The following is a 17,165-nucleotide window of genomic DNA, read 5'->3' on the forward strand; positions in this document are numbered from 1 at the left end:
TATCTATTAATTTCCTGAGTTTATATCAAGGGCGATTATCTCGCCATCACGTGTTTGTACATAAGCAACGTTGTCACTTACCACAGGCGCAGCATAAACGCCGTCACCACCAACATGGTAACGTCCTTTTATTTCACCTGAGTCGTCATCCAACCAATGTAAGTAACCTTCGAAATCACCGACCAGTATATGGCCACGGTGTCTTGCCGGAGCTGACAATTCACGACCAAACAAGCGTGTATTACTCCAACGCTCAATACCACCGCTTTGGTCAAGTGCGTAAATATGGCTATTTACGTCAGTTAAAAAGATTCGACCTGCTGTTACCAACATGTTTTCGAACGATTTATAATCGCGCTTCCAGCGGACTTCACCACTCATTAACTCAAGCGCGACCAATTCGCCGTTATAAGCTACCATATAAAGCGTGGTGCCTTGTGAGGCTGGCGCAGCGTCAACGTCGGCTAAGCGTTCGAGTTCAGTACTGCCACTAGCTTCCCCAATTGTTTGAGTCCACGCTTGCTGACCACTGTCGGCAATTAAAACCATACCATTGCCGTTACTATCGCCAACAATGACACCACCACTAATAATAGCCGGAGACGAAGCACCTCGAACCGACAACATTGGTGTTTGGTACTCATATTCCCACTGTTGTTCGCCCGTCGAAGCATCAAGACTAATCACTTTACCACCACCGGTGTGAACAACGACTCGCCCTTCACCAACGGCCGGGTCAGACATTACTTCGTTACCCACTTCGGTATGCCAAACCAGCTCACCGGTTTCCGCATCCAGAGCAACAACATCACCGTTCTCTGTACCTAAATATACATTGTCGTACTGTGCAACTAAGCCGCCTGAGATTCTCGCGGGGAATGGACTGGCAAATAAGCCTTCAAACCAACCCTCATCACGAGCCTCATCAAAGGTGATGAGGTTGCGTAAGTCAATTTGCCAAACTTTATCGCCATTGGTTTTGTCCATTGCACGAACAATACCTGCTCGGTCAGCCGCGTACACATTGCCGTATTCAACAACAGGGTTTAACCGAGAGAAATATTCACCAATACCACTGCCGACTGACTCGCTCCAAAGTACCTTTGGAGTGACTTCGGCATTAATCGGCTGCAAGGTCGCAAACTTTGGCTCTTCGTCTGAGCTAGAGCAACCAACAGCAATGAGCGCTGCTGATAATAACGCGACACTTTTTACCAGAGATTTAATAGACTGCATTATGATTTAGCCAAACTGTTGATTTTCATTTGCAGCGCAGGAGTCAGAGACTCATCCGCTTCTAAAGCGCGCTGATAGGCTGCACGAGCATCTTCGTTCTGACCTTTATCGGCCAATATGTCACCTTCAATTTCAGCTGCGTACCCTTGGTAAGCCTCGGGATAGGAGCCACGAACCAATTCAAGTGCGGTATCCGCCTGATCTTGAGCAACTAGAACACGCGCCAAGCGAATGCTTGCTAACGCTTTAATATTGTTGTCTTCGGCATTATCTACCACCAGCTGCAGTGACGTTATTGCCGTTGCAAGATCGTCTTTACTGACGGCTTCTTTCGCTAGCTGCAAAGCAACCAAGTGCGCATAGGTATTATCGGAGTTTTCAGATACAAAATTTTGAGCTTCTACCACCGCATTTTCGCTACCTTCAGACAACGCTGTGGTTAATTGTTCATACTTAGCTGAAGCCAGTTGCTGTTGTTCCATAGTGTGCTGATCATAAAAACGCCAGCCATAAAACAAACCAAAACCAATGACCGCACCAGCAACAATCCCCTTACCGTGCTCTTTCCAAAACTCTTTAATTCGTTCGACTTGTTGTTCTTCTGTATCCACCAGGCTACCCTCTTGTCAGTGGCTGCAAACGCTCTATAAGCGCTTGCCAGCTCAAGGTTTCTTGCTGCTCATCAGTACGCAACGGTTTAACCGTTACTTGCTGTTGAGCGATTTCATCGGCACCAATAATCAAGGCGACTTCAGCGCCCGATTTATCCGCTTTCTTCATTTGCTTTTTCATTGCGCCACCGCCGCAATGCGTCACCAGCCTCAAGTCCGGTAACTCGTTTCTCAGCTGTTCGGCAATACGTGGTGCATTAAGTTCCGCTTCTTCGCCTAAAGGCATTAAGTAAGCATCTACGGTGCGGCGTGGCGCGAGCTTATTTTGCTCCTGAAGTAAAAGCACCAGACGCTCCATACCCATAGCAAAACCGACCGCAGGCGTTGCCTTACCGCCTAGCTGTTCAACCAACCCGTCGTAACGGCCACCTGCACATACCGTACCCTGAGCGCCCAACGCTGTTGTCACCCATTCAAATACAGTTCGGTTGTAATAATCAAGCCCACGCACCAAACGCTCGTTTAAAGTGTACTTAACGCCCGCATTCTCTAACCGCATTGTCAGCTGTTTGAAGTGCTCCCGAGACTCGTCATCCCAGTAGTCAGACAACTTAGGTGCATTCTCAAGAAGCTTTTGTGTATTTGCGTCTTTACTATCAAGTATGCGTAATGGGTTTGTTTCCAGGCGACGCTGGCTGTCTTCATCCAACTCGCTTGCATAGTCACTTAAATAGTTCTTCAACGCATCGCGATAGTTCGCGCGTGCCTCGTTAGAGCCTAATGAGTTAAGTTGCAACTCTACCTGGTCAGCTATACCAAAAGCTTTCCATAAGCGTGCCGACAACAAAATCACCTCTGCGTCGGCGTCAGCACTATCAACGCCAAAAGTTTCGATACCGAACTGGTGGAATTGACGATAGCGCCCTTTTTGCGGTCGCTCGTAACGGAACATCGGTCCCATATACCAAAGCCGCTGAATTTGGTTATACAACAAACCGTGCTGATTACCGGCGCGGACGCAACTTGCCGTACCTTCCGGCCGCAACGTCACGCTCTCGCCGTTTCTGTCATCAAAGGTATACATTTCTTTTTCGACGATATCCGTTACTTCGCCGATAGAACGTTTGAAAAGCTGAGTGCTTTCCAGCACAGGCATACGGATTTCGCTATAGCCATAGCTGGCTGCGACATTGCGGATAATTGACTCAACTTGCTGCCAGGCTGGACTTTGATCGGGCAGCAAGTCGTTCATGCCACGAATTGCTTGTATTGTATTCGCCACGGAACCTTCTCGTTTTGGTTATCGCTACAAAAATAAGCGGCTATTATAAGGATTTTCGGGGTGCGGGTAAAATTAACCGTTAATTTCTTTTACGTCGATTTTATTAGCTTCTGCCGCTTTCACTTGCGCTCTAATTTGCGCTTCCAGCTCATCAACCAAATTCGAGTTGTCTAACCGCTGCTTTTGACGTTGACCATCGATATACAGGCCGCTTTTATTCTTGGCGCCAGCTAAACCTACTTTAGAAACTAACGCCTCACCTGGGCCATTCACAACACAACCAATAACGGACACGTCCATTGGGGTCGTAATATCTTCGAGACGTTGCTCTAACTGATTCACGGTATCAATAACATCGAATTCCTGACGCGAGCAGCTGGGGCAGGCAATAAAGTTAATTCCGCGCGAGCGAATGCGCAGAGACTTAAGAATGTCAAAGCCCACTTTAATTTCTTCGACCGGGTCTGCCGCAAGTGAGACTCTTAATGTGTCACCAATACCCTCGGCTAATAGCATGCCTAAACCAACGGCAGACTTAACGGAGCCACTACGTTTGCCGCCCGCTTCAGTGATGCCCAAATGCAATGGCTGATCAATTTTCTTCGCAAGCAGCCGGTATGACTCTACGGCTAAGAAAACATCAGATGCTTTAACGCTGACTTTAAAATCGTGAAAGTCGAGTCTGTCGAGAATATCGACGTGTCTCATCGCCGACTCCACTAAAGCCTCCGCGGTTGGCTCACCATACTTTTCCTGTATGTCTTTTTCTAACGAGCCACCATTAACACCAATTCGGATAGGAATATTTTTTTCTCGAGCCGCATCAACTACCGCACGAATGCGATCTTCTTTGCCAATGTTGCCTGGATTAATCCGCAGACAATCGGCACCGTACTCCGCAACTTTCAGCGCTATACGGTAATCAAAGTGAATATCCGTAACCAGCGGCACGGAACTACGCTGTTTTATTTCTCTGAATGCTTCAGCAGCGTCCATGGTTGGTACAGAAACCCGAACAATATCAGCGCCGGCGCTCGCTAAAGCTTCAATTTGCGCAACCGTCGCATCGACATCGGTTGTTTCCGTGTTCGTCATAGATTGCACGGCAATCGGCGCGCCATCACCAATAGGTACATTACCTACGTATAAACGGCGTGAAGGACGGCGCTTAATTGGACTTTCGTGCATCATATTACTTACTTAACCTCTACAACTATTCAGGTTCTATTATTTTAGTCATTACTCTGACATTGGCACAGTAAATCGTGCAACTCGTTCACGACGGAATTGGCTCATATCAACGTCATTACCATCAAAGGTAATGGCTGCCGCTTCTGGTTTGCACATTGTAATCGAAAACGGAGGCTCACCCGGAACCGCCATTGTATAACCAGCGGCTTTTACACCAACAGCCTGAGTTTCACCCTCTGCATCATCGACTTTCACCCAACATTCCTGGTTGAATTCGAAGACTAAACGACTGACAGCAGCGTCCTCAGCAACCTCTTCTTGAGCAGGCGCTTCTTCCACTTTCGGAGCAGTCTCAGTCACTTCCCTTACTGGCTCTGTGCTCTCTTCTGAAGCGCCTTCTGTCTGCGCAACTGAAGACTCTACCGTTGTTTCAGACGCACTTTGTTCAGAGCTTTGTTCAGTGTTTTTTTCCTTACTACTCTGTTCAGGACTCTGCTCAGAATTGCTGGACTCAAAGCTTGACTCGTTTATCGAGATATTTGTATCCGCTGACGATACGTCTGACTCTAGCACCGCTTCTTCAGTGTTAGGCTCTATCTCCGGTTGCCTAGGCTCTGAATCTATTTCAACCGCACTAACTTCAGCTTCATTATTGCTTTGTGTTGCACTTTCAACGGTTGATGACTGTGCTGGCTCGTCTGAACTCATGCCTGAGTCCTGCCACCACCAAATCACCAAACCTACGACAATAATAATGACAGCGTAGGTAATCAGCATTAGACGGTTATCGCTCTCCTGATGCTTCTTACGACGCGAGAAGCTCTGCATTTGTGTGCTTTGGACTTCCTGGTAACCTTTTGCTTTATAAGCAGCAAAAAGCTTCTCTTCATCAACGTCTAAAAGCCTAGCGTATGCACGCAAATAACCTTTTATGAAGGTAAGAGTAGAAAACGTTTCGTAATCATCCGCTTCCAAAAGCTCGATGATCTGTTTTCGCAAGCGCAGCTCATCAGCAACTTCTCGCTGACTCAGCCCTTTAGCCTCGCGCACTTCTCTTAGAATTTCACCTGGTCCCTGAACTGGCTGTTGTTTTGTTTCTTGTGCCGCGTCAGATTCCGTGGAATTATTCTCTTTATTTGATTCGTTTTCAGCAGTCATGATTGTTAGGGGGTTCCCTGTTAAGGCTGACTTGCGTAATGGCCTTTATTCTTCTCGCACTGAGTTCGGTTTTGTTGACTCTTTGCGTGATAGAGATATTGAGTATCAAGTGTTACTTTATCGAAATACCCCAGAGCTTTTTCCCATTCTCCAGCCATACACAATGCAACCGCATAGTTGTTATACAATGCACCGCTCATAGGTTGCCATGATAATGCCTGTTGGTAAAGTGACAAAGCAGAATCTGTCTCATTTGCCGCTAAATGCCACTGCGCCAGCGCAAATAAGGCATTTAACGAACGGGGGTTACGTTTCATTGCTGCTTGCAAGTGCGGCTTCGCGAGCTCGAGCCTCCCCTTGTTAAGGTAAGCTACGCCAAGCTGTAACCGTACGTCTTTATTTACAGGCAATGGGTCATTGGAACTGGCGGTACAACCCATCAACGCCAGTGCTATCAATAGCAAAGCGGCTCGCATTATCACACTCCTTGTGGTTGCGATTCAGTGTTTTTACGAAGTCTTTACGGCAATAGCGTCGCCGCCGCGCTGCATTTGCTGACGCTTAAGAATACGTTTAGTGCGGTCTATGACATCACCAACCAACTGACCGCAGGCGGCGTCAATGTCGTCACCACGCGTTTTACGAACCATAACGGTAAAGCCGTATTCCATAAGCACTTTAGCAAAGCGGTCAATACGCGAATTGCTTGAACGCCCGTAATCTGACCCCGGGAACGGATTAAACGGAATTAAGTTTATTTTACTCGGGGTATCTTTTAGTGTTTTTGCCAGCTCATGTGCTTGATCTGTTGAGTCATTCACATGGTCCAGCATGACGTATTCAACCGTGACTTTATGTTGAGCTTTAGACTGTTCAACATAGCGTCGGCTGGACGCCAGAAATTCTTCAATATCGTATTTTTTATTGATGGGTACTATTTCATTACGCAGCTCGTCGTTTGGTGCGTGCAGAGAAATAGCCAACATCACATCAATGCGTTCGCGCAGTTTTTCAAGCGCAGGAACCACACCCGATGTACTTAAGGTCACACGGCGCTTTGACAGGCCAAAACCAAAGTCATCCAGCATTAACTCCATTGCCGGAACAACATTGTTTAAGTTCAGCAGAGGTTCACCCATGCCCATCATGACAACGTTAGTAACAGGTTTAATACCCGTTTTACCGTAAGCACCCAGTAATTGGTTTACTCGCCATACCTGGCCAATAATTTCCGCGACCGTCAGGTTACGGTTAAAACCTTGTGCGCCGGTAGAGCAGAAAGTGCACTCAAGAGCACAACCGACCTGAGAGGACACACAAAGGGTTGCGCGATCGCGCTCCGGAATCCAGACCGTTTCTACGTCCTGGCCGTCAAACAGCGTCATTGCAAACTTGATAGTTCCGTCTGACGACTGCTGTTGTTCGCGAATTTCCGGAGCACGTATTTCTGCAACTTGCTTGAGCTTTTCACGCAATTTCTTGTTGATGTTTGACATTTCGTCGAAGTCATCAACACAAAAATGATACAGCCACTTCATAACCTGATCGGCACGAAATGGCTTCTCTCCCATCTCGCGGAAGAACTCTCTCATTCCTTCACGATTTAGGTCGAGTAAATTCACTTTTTTATCAATTGCGTTGGTCATAAAGCTCCGTTCTTAGCGTGTACGTGGGCAGATTTCTTCGTCGCTGAAGAAGTATGCGATTTCGCGCGCAGCTGTTTCAGTTGCGTCTGAACCGTGTACCGCATTTTCGTCGATAGTTTCAGCATAGTCGGCACGCAGGGTTCCTGCCAGTGCTTCAGCTGGGTTTGTTGCGCCCATAATTTCACGGTTTTTCAATACTGCATTCTCGCCTTCAAGTACTTGAACAACGATAGGGCCAGATGTCATGAATTCAACCAAAGCGCCAAAGAAAGGACGTTCTTTGTGTTCAGCATAGAAGCCTTCTGCTTGTTCTTTGCTTAAGTGCATCATTTTTGATGCAACAATACGAAGACCAGCAGACTCAAAACGGTTGTAGATAGCACCGATAAGGTTTTTAGCAACCGCATCAGGCTTGATGATTGATAAAGTGCGCTCTAAAGCCATGTGTATTCACTCCAATAAAGATAGGAAAAATTAGTCGCGCGGATTATACGTGAGAATACGCTCGAGATCGAATCCATAATGATTGTTTTTTCGTTCATTCTGATTTAGCATGGCAAAACAAATTAGCCATATAGACGTCTATTTAGCTTTCAAATAGACAAAGAGGAGTAAATCATGGCAGCGAACAAAGCTGAGCAAGCAACTCTCGGCGGCGGGTGTTTCTGGTGCGTGGAATCCGCTTTCTTACAAGTAAAAGGAATTGAATCGGTGAAATCCGGCTACACCGGCGGCCACACTGAAAACCCAACCTATGAACAGGTTTGTACCGGTGACACGGGTCATGCCGAAGTCGCGCAACTCACCTATGATCCTGAGCAAATCTCTTACCGCCAAATCTTAGAAATCTTTTTTACGCTGCACGACCCGACACAGGTGAACCGTCAAGGTAACGACGTTGGCACTCAATACCGTACGTCAATTTTTTACCACGACGAAGCACAAAAGCAGGAAGCCGAAAGCATTATTGCGGAGTTAGAAAACGATGGTGCCTTCGCTGACCCAATAGTCACCGAAGTGACCAAGCTGGATACCTTTTACCCAGCCGAGGACTATCACGAAAACTACTATGCAAGAAATCAGGAAAATCCGTATTGCCAAGCGGTTATTTCACCGAAACTGGCGAAGTTCCGGAAAACGTTTTCAGGATTATTAAAAAACTAACGCTGCGCCAGGGTCTTATAGGTCGTCAAAATGTGTTCAACCGCATGCTCAATATCAGCTGCGGTTGTGCTACGACCAAAACTAAAACGCAGTGAAGCATGAGCCAGCTCATCGCTGACACCAATAGCCCGCAGAACATACGAAGGCTCAACACTGGCCGATGTGCACGCCGAGCCTGAGGATACAGCCAAGTCTTTAAGCGACATGAGCAGCAACTCGCCTTCAACATTAGCGAATTGTAAGTTCACAATCTGAGGTACTCGTTGCGTATCGCTGCCATTAAGCTTAATGCCCTCGTCCGCCAGTAACGGCGACAAAAACTGCTGACGCATACTCTCAAAACGCTCAATGTCGCGGCTCAGGTTTTCAGCCGCAAGCTCTGCCGCCACACCCATACCTACAATTTGGTGCGTTGCCAGAGTACCTGAGCGCATTCCCCGCTCATGTCCACCGCCGTGCATTTGTGCGGCAATACGAACGCGCGGCTGGCGACGTACATACAACGCGCCAATGCCTTTCGGACCATACATTTTATGCGCAGAAATCGACATTAAATCGATAGGTACATTTGCCACGTCTATCGGTAATTTACCGGCGGCCTGTGCTGCGTCAACATGAAACAAGGTGCCATTCTCACGGCAAATAGCGCCAATAGTGTCTATATCCTGAATCACACCAATCTCGTTATTGACCCACATAACACTGGCCAGAATAGTGTCTTCACGCAGCGCTGAACGCAGCTCATCCAAGTCGATAAGACCGTCTTTTTTAACGTCTAAATAAGTGACTTCGAAGCCTTCTTTTTCAAGCTGTGCACAAGGGTCGAGCACGGCTTTGTGTTCAGTTTTCACCGAAACAATGTGCTTGCCTTTGTCGGCATGAAAATGCGCAACACCTTTCAAAGCCAGGTTATCCGACTCGGTTGCGCCTGAGGTAAAAACAATTTCGCGGGCATCGGCATGAATTAAGTCGGCGACTTGATGCCGTGCAATATCCACAAGCTCTTCGGCTTGCCAGCCATATTTATGAGAACGCGAGGCAGGGTTTCCAAACACCCCGTCCATGGTTAAGCAAGTTGCCATTTTTTCTGCCGCTTCAGGAGCTACTGGCGTAGTTGCGGCATAATCCATGTAGATGGGTTGTTTAGGCACGAAGGTCCTCCTGGTAAGTGCCGTTACAGTTGGCAGTTAACTTTTATGTCTTCATCCGATGCATGGCGCAAATGCTGGCGTTGCATAACGTCGCCTACATCAGAATTTTTCATTAGTTCAGCAAGGGTAATTCCGTCTAAAAAATCGGAAATACGGTCACTCAAACCTTCCCATAATGAATGCGTCAAACAGCGCTCGCCGCCTTGGCAGTTCGCTTTGCCCTGACACCGCGTTGCATCAATTGATTCATCGACTGCATGAATAACCGAACCCACCGATATGTCAGCCGGCTCACGTCCCAGTCGGTAACCACCGCCAGGACCCCGAACACTGTCAACCAAACCGTGCTTACGCAAACGTGCAAACAATTGCTCTAAATACGACAAGGAAATGCCCTGACGTTCTGAAATATCCGCCAGTGGAATGGGGCCTTTTGCTGAAAACAAAGCCACATCAAGCATTGCGGTTACCGCGTATCGGCCTTTTGATGTCAGACGCATAGCAATTTCCTCGGGAAGTGTTATTCGTAAGTTGAAATTCTACATTCCCGACTATTTTAGTCAAGTATTGTCGGCCGATTTATCCACAGACGCGAGCATTCCTCGCAAAATATTGATCTCGCTCTCTTCCGGTCGCGCCCGATTATAAAGGCGTCGCAATTTCGTCATGACCTGCCCCGGATGCTTCGGATTAATAAACCCCGTATTTGTCAGTGTGGCTTCTAAATGATCATAAAAACGTTCTAAATCATCCACTCGCGGGTACTCAGGAATGTCGGCTTCGACTTTCTCCTCCGCCTCAAGCCATTGCATGCGCACTTCGTAACAGACTGACTGAACGGCCATTGCTAAGTTCAGTGAACCATATTCCGGGTTGGTCGGAATATGCAGGTGAAAGTGACTTTGCTGCAGCTCTTCGTTTGTTAAACCACTACTTTCACGACCAAATACCAACGCAACTTTATGCTGAGTGGACTCTTGCAATACTTTCGCAGCCGACTCACGAGGGTCGAGCAACGGCCAGTCTAACGTTCGGTTCCGTGCACTTGTCGCAACCACAAGTCCACAATCTGAAATTGCATCGTGCAAGTTATCAACAATAGTCGCGTTAGCCAGAATATCCGTCGCGCCCGCAGCGAGTGCTGATGCATGACTGTCCGGCTCCTGCACAGGATCAACCAAGGCTAAGTCGGAGAGCCCCATGGTTTTCATAGCACGGGCGACTGACCCGATATTCCCGGTATGAGAGGTGTTCACCAACACAATGCGTATATTGTCGAGCATGAGTATTTCCTTTGCTTTGCGCGTTAACTTCTCGGCTTATTCTGCGAGGTTGTCGAAAAGTTTGGCATGATACCCCAACACTGGTATGATCCGCGACCGAAAATTGTTCTTTTACAGCACAGGTAATTGGTATGCATCCGATGTTAAATATTGCGGTGCGCGCAGCGCGTGCGGCCGGCAAAATTTTAGTTAAAAATTTCGATCAGGGACACCCCGTAGAAGCTGAATCAAAAGGCTTAAACGACTGGGTCACCGACATGGATAAAGCCGCTGAACAGGCTATTATCAATACAATTAAGAAGTCTTACCCCGATCACGGTATTATTGCAGAGGAAAGCGGTACTCAGGCTGGTAAAGAAAACGACTTCCAGTGGGTAATTGACCCGCTAGACGGCACGACCAATTACATGCGCGGTATTCCCCACTTTTGTATTTCTATTGCTTTACTTCACAAGGGCTCTGTTCAGCAGGCCGTTGTGTATGACCCTATGCGCGAAGAACTCTTCACTGCATCACGTGGCGCGGGCGCTCAGCTGAATGGTCGCCGTTTACGCATATCACCTAAAGTTGAATTGAAAGGTGCCATTTTATCAACGGGCTTCCCGTTCAAAATGAAGAGCCGATTACCTGAGTACCTGGAAATGTTCAGCAAGTTGTTCGAGCACTGTGCAGATGTGCGCAGAGCAGGTGCAGCAGCACTAGACTTGGCCTACGTTGCAGCCGGACGCCACGACGCATTCTGGGAAATGGGCTTAAAGCCCTGGGATATACTCGCCGGCGAATTACTGGTTCGCGAAGCTGGAGGCATTGTCAGTGACTTCCAGGGCGGCCATAACTATGTACAGTCAGGCAACATTGCCGCAGGTGCACCAAAAGCCCTCAAGCAAATGCTCGCACAAATTCGCTAAAGCAAAAACGCCGCTTGAAATGAATCACGCGGCGTTTCTTTTTAAAGTTCGATTTCTTCTAAGTCGAGGTCTAACGAGTAGTCCATTTCGGCAAGCTCTTCCCGCAGCCGATACTTTTCTTTTAGTTGTTCTATTTCGCGCCATTTACGTTTTGCAGCGCGACCCTTGCCAGACTTGTCATTTACCTTTTGCAGTTCTTCTGAATGATCCATGGTAAGACCTCCTGCTTTTTATACGACTTTATTCTTATGTTTTTTGCGATGGTGTTAGCGCACTTGTTAACAAAAACACCACAACTCATAAGTACCACACACTTTGATACTTTAAAAGCCTTTTGTTGCAGTTTTGTTAATTAAAAATGGCAAAGCTGTGAAGAATTAGGTGATCAACTCAACTTGGGGATAATGCGTTTTGAAAAATTCGCGGACAGAACCTAGCTGCTGAATGGGGAATAGATGGTCACTCGAGACTTGATAATTAAAAGGGAACTGTAAAATAGCGTATTCTTCGTCGTACTCGCTCACCGCTACGCGTTTCAGTTTTTTATTGGGGACTTGTTCCAACCCAACACGTAACTTGTCACCATTAACATCCAACAACGCCATGATATTTTTAACTTTGTTCTGCTCTCGATCTCCGGGGCTAATGAGCGACGCAGAGGCAACGATTACGGCTACGAACAAAACTGCAAATCCCTGGCCGATAAAGTGCAAGACCATAAAGTAACTAAGGTAAATGGTTAATAACCAAAGCCAGGCAGGAATGCCTTTGATTTTCCGGGTCAGCCTCGCCCTAAGGGGTTGTTCTTTATACATCCTTCAGCTCGTCATTTGCTTAAGTTCTATTAATTGTTGGACGACTTTCTCAACATTTGACGGTGCCCGTTTGGGCTGATAGTTCAAAATATACTCAACCAGCCCTTTACGTTCAAGAACGGGCACGCTGGGTGGTGAAGACAATTTAACTCGTGCGCTGCGGTGCGAGAAAAACACAACGCCGTCTATCCAGGTTGATGCTCGGTTTTTCTTCAAGTGCTCAGCTAAAACATGAACCTGTTTTTTTAGCTGTTTTATTGGATTGCGAACTTTAGCGGTATAACGGCCACCTTTGCGCCCTACTTTATGAGCTATCCAATTAGGAGACTGCTCATCTCCCGTTACTTTTGAGTTGTTGTTTTTCACTTCCACAACAAACACACCGTTAGGACCCACAACAATCAAATCCAGCTCAGTAAAGCCGCGTTTTGCTCGCGAGTTGGGTACATCAACTTGGTTAAACAAAACATAGCTATCAGGGAGCTTCTCTAAAAGCTTCAGTGTTTTTAGTTCGCCCTTGGCACCTGAGCGCTTAGTGGATGCCGCCCCAATAACACTGAATAAGTAGGCTAGCCCAACAATCCACCAGAAATTTGGCAAGTTATACATTAAAAAACCCGCAATAGGCGCGCCAATAATAGCGACCCATACGCGGGCTTTATTCACTTCCTGAGAAAGACGATTTTTAGTTATGTACTGCGTGTCGGCCATGACAATTTGACTGCTTTTCCTTGCTAATGATGGCTCTATTAAACCACCAAAGGAGTCAGTCGTCAGCTTTAATTCTTACTATCCGCTGGCTATGTTGGGGTAAAACAACTCATCTGCAAAACCTTGTTCTATCGTCGTTAATGCCGAGGAAAGCCCATTACCACGGACCTGTCCGAATAGTTCAGTAGCTTCCCCTTTAGCGATAAGTGTTTTTTGAGTTGTTGTATAGCATTTATTGCATTTTCAGGGTCTAACACCTGCATGCCATTTTGCCTAGCACCAACTTCTGCTAACACTTGTTCATCATAGCCTTGTACCAGTGACCAGGAACGAGCGTAGTCACTGATAACCTGCGCAACGGCTTCACCTTCCTCAGATACTAAACCTTGATTGCTAAGAGTACGACTGAGTAGATTCAGGGCTTGCTCAAATTCAATGCCTCGTTCTTTTAGTCGCAATTCATTTAAAGTATAGCCCCGCACTAAATGCTCCTGAAGTATACGAGTAGCCCACTTCCGGAACTGCACTCCTCGTGCAGACTTAACCCGATAACCAACAGATATGATAACGTCTAGATTATAAAAGTTTGTAGGCTTTGTAGAAAAATCGGAATTTCCGAATTTTCTTATCGATTCATTTTCTTCAAGCTCCCCGTCTTTGAATACGTTCTTTATGTGCTCGTTTATCGTCGATTTTGCTTTATCAAACAACTCAGCCATCTGCTCTTGGGAAAGCCAGACAGTTTCTTTGTCTAAGGCCACTTCCAATTGCGCTTGCCCATCCTGGCTTTCAAATATCTGAACTTGCGTATTTTTCATGTTTTACCCCTCATCCCTGAGTATCCTGCTCTCAAATAAATGCTCTAGCATAGTCAGGATTTCTGGTTTTAGCCATACTGGTTTTATAAAACCATCAAAGCAGTCAGTCGTCAGCTTTAATCCATTACTGCTTTTGCCTTATCGCCTCAATCAGTTCGTTTTTACTCATTTGACTGCGGTTATTAATATTGAGCTGTTGCGCCCTATTATATAACTCACCTTTGGTGCGCTCTTCCAGCTGGGTACTGGGGTTACCGGTACCCTGAGTGGTGGTGTTATCGGTAACCCCTTCCTCTCGCCGCTGCTTGTTCACAGTACGACTGGCTATTTCCTTGGCTTCGTCTTCACTCTTCCCGTCATCCAGTTGCGACTGCTTAATATGCTGATACATTCGCTCGTCTTTACCACGCCAAACGTCTGGCATAATAACCTCCTTAATCAATTGAACACTGCGCGCAGCGCTCTTTACCTGTCAGTAATTTGGAAATACGGTTGCGGTTACGTGCGAAAAATAAATAGGCTTTATCCGCAAACCAGCTAATAACCGGCCAGCGCAGAGGGGCAATCATCCAGCCTTTACCTACTAACGACCAAGCCGCGTGGGTAACATCTAAGCCATAGATCATTTCACCGGAGCTGACTTGCCCGTGTAAATACTGGTTAGCCTTAGCAACATTAACTTGAGGGTACCGTTGGTTAAAGTCCGGTTCATTTATATTTTCGAACGTTATTTGTCGTTTCTCATCAAGCTTTCTTAAATGTCTCATTTCCTTAACGCACAATGGGCATCCACCATCAAAGAAAATAATAAGTTTCGAACTGTGCTCTGACATTAGGACCACCTTTTGCAAACTTCGCTTTCTTATACGCCGTTTTCGAGAATTTGACTCATAACGTCATGCGAAAATCGGTTTGCTTAGCTCATAATACGACATCGCCACGCTGAAAACTGTAGCAACCGATGCTAGTCTCTTTATGACACCTGGCGCAAACGCGCTGCAACTCAACCCAAAATAAGAGGCAAGGATGCCAACACTCTCTAAAATTCGTTTCATTTACTTAGCGGCACTTTTTATCGCTGCCTTTTGTACCTTCCCCGCAGCCGCGTTGCAGACAGCAACGCAAACCCAACTGGCAAAAGTTTATGAAGACAACACGAGCATTCCCGTTAGCGACTACTTGGTCAGCGAAAAGTATGACGGTATACGAGCCATTTGGACGGGTTCCGAACTACTGACTCGGCAAGGGAACCCAATATCTGCTCCTGACTGGTTTACTGCACCACTACCTGACGTCTGGCTTGATGGTGAGCTATGGACAAAGCGTCAGAACTTTGAGGACTTGAGCTCTATTGTCAGAACGCAAATACCAGAAGAAGAACGTTGGCGCGAAGTCCAATATATGGTGTTTGATATGCCTGACGCTCAGCTGCCTTTCGAAGAACGATACAAAAACTATTCGAACTTAATTACGCAAATAAACACTGAACATATTAAAGCGGTTAAGCAGCAACGGTTTCATTCCAACCATGAGTTAAGCAAACACCTGCAAGCTATGGTTGAGAATGGGGCAGAAGGCCTGATGCTGCACTTAGCAACAGCGCATCATCAGTCGGGCAGGAGCGACGCTTTATTGAAGTTAAAACCCTATTTCGACGATGAGGCCAAAGTTATCGCGCATTTACCCGGCAAAGGCAAATACACCGACATGCTCGGTGCGCTGCGTGTGCGCAACCAACAAGGCATTGAATTTTCTATTGGCACCGGATTCACCGACGCCGAACGCGCTAACCCGCCACCTGTCGGCAGTATCATTACCTACAAGTACCACGGCTACACCAATAATGGCGTGCCACGCTTTGCCAGCTTTTTACGAATTAGGAAAGGCGTGGAAGGTGAATAAGCTTTTAGAAAAGATGAGTATGAACAAAATACAAAGAAACCACCAATTGACAATGTTGCGCAACACGATACACTGATATCTCATGATCAAAACATTTAGACACAAAGGACTGAAGCTCTACTTTGAAACTGGAAGTACTCGCGGAATTCAAGCAAATCATGCTGCGAGGTTACGTATGCAGTTAGCCGCATTAAATACTGCTATGAAAGTTTCAGATCTCGATATCCCGGGATACAGGCTTCATCCGTTAAAAGGTGTTCGAAAAGATATTTGGTCGATAGCGGTGAGTGGCAATTGGCGTTTAACCTTCGAGTTTCGTGATGGTCACGTATATCTGCTTAACTACGAGGATTATCACTAATGTCTATTATGCATAACCCTGTCCATCCTGGTGAATTTATTCTAGTAACCTATATGCAGCCTTTTGGCTTGAGCTGTCGGTATTTAGCGGCAAAACTTAATGTTTCCCCTTCCACTTTAAACAGAGTTTTGAAGTGCCAAAGTGGCATAAGCCCTGAAATGGCGTTACGTTTATCAAAAGCTTTGGGCAGAAGCCCGGAGAGTTGGCTAGCTATGCAGGATGCATACGACTTATGGCATGCTGGAAAAAACTTAAGTTTAGATAAGGTTCAGAAGCTTGATCTTACCGTTGCATAGCAAAATCGTTTTCCAAAAAGCCCTAAGCGAGGCATACAATGAACTCAACCAAAATTAATTACATTGAACTACCAGCGCGGAGCCTTGAAGCTACCAAGCGCTTTTTCAACAGGCCTTTGGCTGGGAGTTTGTTGACTATGGTCCGGAATACGCGGCGATTCAGAATGCAGGGCTCGATGGTGGGTTTTACCAATCTGATTTAGTTGCCCAAACATCCACTGGCAGCGCTCTGGTAGTCTTGTATAGCAAAGATCTTGAGCAAAGCCTGAAAAGCGTTGAGGACGCGGGTGGTAAAATCATTAAGCCTATATTTGATTTTCCCGGTGGTCGACGCTTTCAATTTAATTGCCCTAGCGGCAACGAATACGCAGTATGGTCAGAATAATCAAAATAAAATAAGGAAGAAGGCATGTCTAAGTTTACGGAATACAAAGTCATTCATATAGCCGAAGGTGGCTGCGGCACTCTGCTACTGGGTTCTAGTGGTCTGCCGTTAAAGAAAATTGAGTCTACTTTGAACCAGGAAGCAGCCGACGGCTGGCAACTAGTGTTTCAGGTACTTGAGCAAAAGCGCTTTTGGCTGTTCTGGACACGTGAAGCGGCAATTTTAACTCTGGGCCGATAAAACCGAC

The 17,165-nt window shown here is 46.5% G+C and carries 23 protein-coding genes and 1 pseudogene; 7 read left to right on the forward strand and 17 right to left on the reverse strand.

Going from position 1 to position 17,165, the window contains the following annotated elements; all coding sequences use genetic code 11:
• Positions 1 to 6: 6 nt before the first annotated feature.
• The 8 genes from bamB to ndk form a co-directional block, all read right to left on the reverse strand.
• Positions 7 to 1,236 carry an outer membrane protein assembly factor BamB gene (gene bamB, locus CWI73_RS05550; protein ID WP_126751899.1) on the reverse strand — a complete coding sequence of 410 codons (1,230 nt, stop codon included), beginning with the start codon at positions 1,234 to 1,236 and terminating at the stop codon, positions 7 to 9.
• A complete protein-coding gene (locus tag CWI73_RS05555; RefSeq protein WP_241968839.1) occupies positions 1,236 to 1,847 on the reverse strand; it encodes a YfgM family protein in 612 nt (203 codons plus the stop codon). The genes bamB and CWI73_RS05555 overlap by 1 nt, the downstream gene beginning before the upstream one ends.
• Positions 1,848 to 1,851: 4 nt before the next feature.
• Positions 1,852 to 3,129 (reverse strand): histidine--tRNA ligase, encoded by a 1,278-nt coding sequence (hisS, locus tag CWI73_RS05560; RefSeq protein ID WP_126751901.1) that lies wholly within the window; start codon positions 3,127 to 3,129, stop codon positions 1,852 to 1,854.
• Positions 3,130 to 3,201: 72 nt separating this feature from the next.
• Complete coding sequence (gene ispG / locus CWI73_RS05565) at positions 3,202 to 4,320, reverse strand: flavodoxin-dependent (E)-4-hydroxy-3-methylbut-2-enyl-diphosphate synthase (protein WP_053953952.1); 1,119 nt, start codon at positions 4,318 to 4,320, stop codon at positions 3,202 to 3,204.
• 48 nt (positions 4,321 to 4,368) lie between these two features.
• Positions 4,369 to 5,478, reverse strand: a complete 1,110-nt coding sequence (locus CWI73_RS05570; RefSeq protein ID WP_126751902.1) for a RodZ domain-containing protein — start codon at positions 5,476 to 5,478, stop codon at positions 4,369 to 4,371.
• Between the two features lie 20 nt (positions 5,479 to 5,498).
• A complete protein-coding gene (locus CWI73_RS05575; RefSeq protein WP_126751903.1) occupies positions 5,499 to 5,954 on the reverse strand; it encodes a tetratricopeptide repeat protein in 456 nt (151 codons plus the stop codon).
• 33 nt (positions 5,955 to 5,987) lie between these two features.
• Positions 5,988 to 7,124 (reverse strand): dual-specificity RNA methyltransferase RlmN, encoded by a 1,137-nt coding sequence (rlmN, locus tag CWI73_RS05580; protein ID WP_053953949.1) that lies wholly within the window; start codon positions 7,122 to 7,124, stop codon positions 5,988 to 5,990.
• Between the two features lie 12 nt (positions 7,125 to 7,136).
• Positions 7,137 to 7,568, reverse strand: a complete 432-nt coding sequence (gene ndk / locus CWI73_RS05585) for a nucleoside-diphosphate kinase (RefSeq protein ID WP_053953948.1) — start codon at positions 7,566 to 7,568, stop codon at positions 7,137 to 7,139.
• A 174-nt stretch (positions 7,569 to 7,742) separates the two neighbouring features.
• On the opposite strand from ndk, the gene msrA reads away from it, so the two are divergent.
• Positions 7,743 to 8,288 (forward strand): peptide-methionine (S)-S-oxide reductase MsrA, encoded by a 546-nt coding sequence (gene msrA, locus CWI73_RS05590; protein ID WP_126751904.1) that lies wholly within the window; start codon positions 7,743 to 7,745, stop codon positions 8,286 to 8,288.
• On the opposite strand, the gene CWI73_RS05595 is transcribed toward msrA, so the two are convergent.
• Genes CWI73_RS05595 through trmJ form a run of 3 tightly spaced genes read right to left on the reverse strand, consistent with a single transcriptional unit; the run spans position 8,285 to position 10,722 of the window.
• Positions 8,285 to 9,418 carry an IscS subfamily cysteine desulfurase gene (locus tag CWI73_RS05595; RefSeq protein ID WP_198675159.1) on the reverse strand — a complete coding sequence of 378 codons (1,134 nt, stop codon included), beginning with the start codon at positions 9,416 to 9,418 and terminating at the stop codon, positions 8,285 to 8,287. The two genes, msrA and CWI73_RS05595, sit on opposite strands and share 4 nt — an antisense overlap.
• A 44-nt stretch (positions 9,419 to 9,462) precedes the next feature.
• Complete coding sequence (gene iscR, locus CWI73_RS05600) at positions 9,463 to 9,939, reverse strand: Fe-S cluster assembly transcriptional regulator IscR (RefSeq protein ID WP_088767585.1); 477 nt, start codon at positions 9,937 to 9,939, stop codon at positions 9,463 to 9,465.
• 60 nt (positions 9,940 to 9,999) lie between these two features.
• Entirely contained in the window at positions 10,000 to 10,722 is a 723-nt protein-coding gene (gene trmJ / locus CWI73_RS05605) for a tRNA (cytosine(32)/uridine(32)-2'-O)-methyltransferase TrmJ (RefSeq protein ID WP_126751906.1), read from the reverse strand.
• A gap of 131 nt (positions 10,723 to 10,853) precedes the next feature.
• On the opposite strand from trmJ, the gene suhB reads away from it, so the two are divergent.
• A complete protein-coding gene (gene suhB, locus CWI73_RS05610; RefSeq protein ID WP_053953944.1) occupies positions 10,854 to 11,630 on the forward strand; it encodes an inositol-1-monophosphatase in 777 nt (258 codons plus the stop codon).
• Positions 11,631 to 11,671: 41 nt separating this feature from the next.
• Here the strand turns inward: suhB and CWI73_RS05615 are convergent, their stop codons facing one another.
• The 6 genes from CWI73_RS05615 to CWI73_RS05640 form a co-directional block, all read right to left on the reverse strand.
• Positions 11,672 to 11,842 carry a DUF3545 family protein gene (locus tag CWI73_RS05615; protein WP_074668965.1) on the reverse strand — a complete coding sequence of 57 codons (171 nt, stop codon included), beginning with the start codon at positions 11,840 to 11,842 and terminating at the stop codon, positions 11,672 to 11,674.
• Positions 11,843 to 12,007: 165 nt separating this feature from the next.
• Positions 12,008 to 12,445, reverse strand: a complete 438-nt coding sequence (locus CWI73_RS05620; protein ID WP_126751907.1) for a hypothetical protein — start codon at positions 12,443 to 12,445, stop codon at positions 12,008 to 12,010.
• A 3-nt stretch (positions 12,446 to 12,448) separates the two neighbouring features.
• Positions 12,449 to 13,156 (reverse strand): nuclease-related domain-containing protein, encoded by a 708-nt coding sequence (locus CWI73_RS05625; RefSeq protein ID WP_126751908.1) that lies wholly within the window; start codon positions 13,154 to 13,156, stop codon positions 12,449 to 12,451.
• Between the two features lie 137 nt (positions 13,157 to 13,293).
• Entirely contained in the window at positions 13,294 to 13,974 is a 681-nt protein-coding gene (locus CWI73_RS05630) for a virulence RhuM family protein (RefSeq protein ID WP_241968840.1), read from the reverse strand.
• 124 nt (positions 13,975 to 14,098) lie between these two features.
• Positions 14,099 to 14,398, reverse strand: a complete 300-nt coding sequence (locus CWI73_RS05635) for a Rho termination factor N-terminal domain-containing protein (RefSeq protein WP_126751909.1) — start codon at positions 14,396 to 14,398, stop codon at positions 14,099 to 14,101.
• 10 nt (positions 14,399 to 14,408) lie between these two features.
• Positions 14,409 to 14,807, reverse strand: coding sequence for a thiol-disulfide oxidoreductase DCC family protein (locus CWI73_RS05640; RefSeq protein ID WP_126751910.1), 399 nt, complete (start codon positions 14,805 to 14,807; stop codon positions 14,409 to 14,411).
• A gap of 193 nt (positions 14,808 to 15,000) precedes the next feature.
• On the opposite strand from CWI73_RS05640, the gene CWI73_RS05645 reads away from it, so the two are divergent.
• The 5 genes and pseudogenes from CWI73_RS05645 to CWI73_RS05665 all read left to right on the forward strand — a co-directional run bounded on the left by CWI73_RS05645 (position 15,001) and on the right by CWI73_RS05665 (position 17,158).
• Positions 15,001 to 15,876 carry a DNA ligase gene (locus CWI73_RS05645; RefSeq protein ID WP_126751911.1) on the forward strand — a complete coding sequence of 292 codons (876 nt, stop codon included), beginning with the start codon at positions 15,001 to 15,003 and terminating at the stop codon, positions 15,874 to 15,876.
• Positions 15,877 to 15,958: 82 nt separating this feature from the next.
• Positions 15,959 to 16,237, forward strand: coding sequence for a type II toxin-antitoxin system RelE/ParE family toxin (locus CWI73_RS05650; RefSeq protein ID WP_126751912.1), 279 nt, complete (start codon positions 15,959 to 15,961; stop codon positions 16,235 to 16,237).
• Positions 16,237 to 16,533 (forward strand): HigA family addiction module antitoxin, encoded by a 297-nt coding sequence (locus CWI73_RS05655; RefSeq protein WP_126751913.1) that lies wholly within the window; start codon positions 16,237 to 16,239, stop codon positions 16,531 to 16,533. Before CWI73_RS05650 ends, CWI73_RS05655 begins: the two co-directional genes overlap by 1 nt.
• A gap of 38 nt (positions 16,534 to 16,571) precedes the next feature.
• A pseudogene (locus tag CWI73_RS12585) lies at positions 16,572 to 16,918 on the forward strand (VOC family protein).
• Between the two features lie 24 nt (positions 16,919 to 16,942).
• A complete protein-coding gene (locus CWI73_RS05665; protein WP_126751914.1) occupies positions 16,943 to 17,158 on the forward strand; it encodes a DUF4177 domain-containing protein in 216 nt (71 codons plus the stop codon).
• Positions 17,159 to 17,165: the final 7 nt, after the last annotated feature.

The sequence above is a fragment of the Idiomarina piscisalsi genome (assembly GCF_003987095.1).
GTDB lineage: Bacteria > Pseudomonadota > Gammaproteobacteria > Enterobacterales > Alteromonadaceae > Idiomarina > Idiomarina piscisalsi.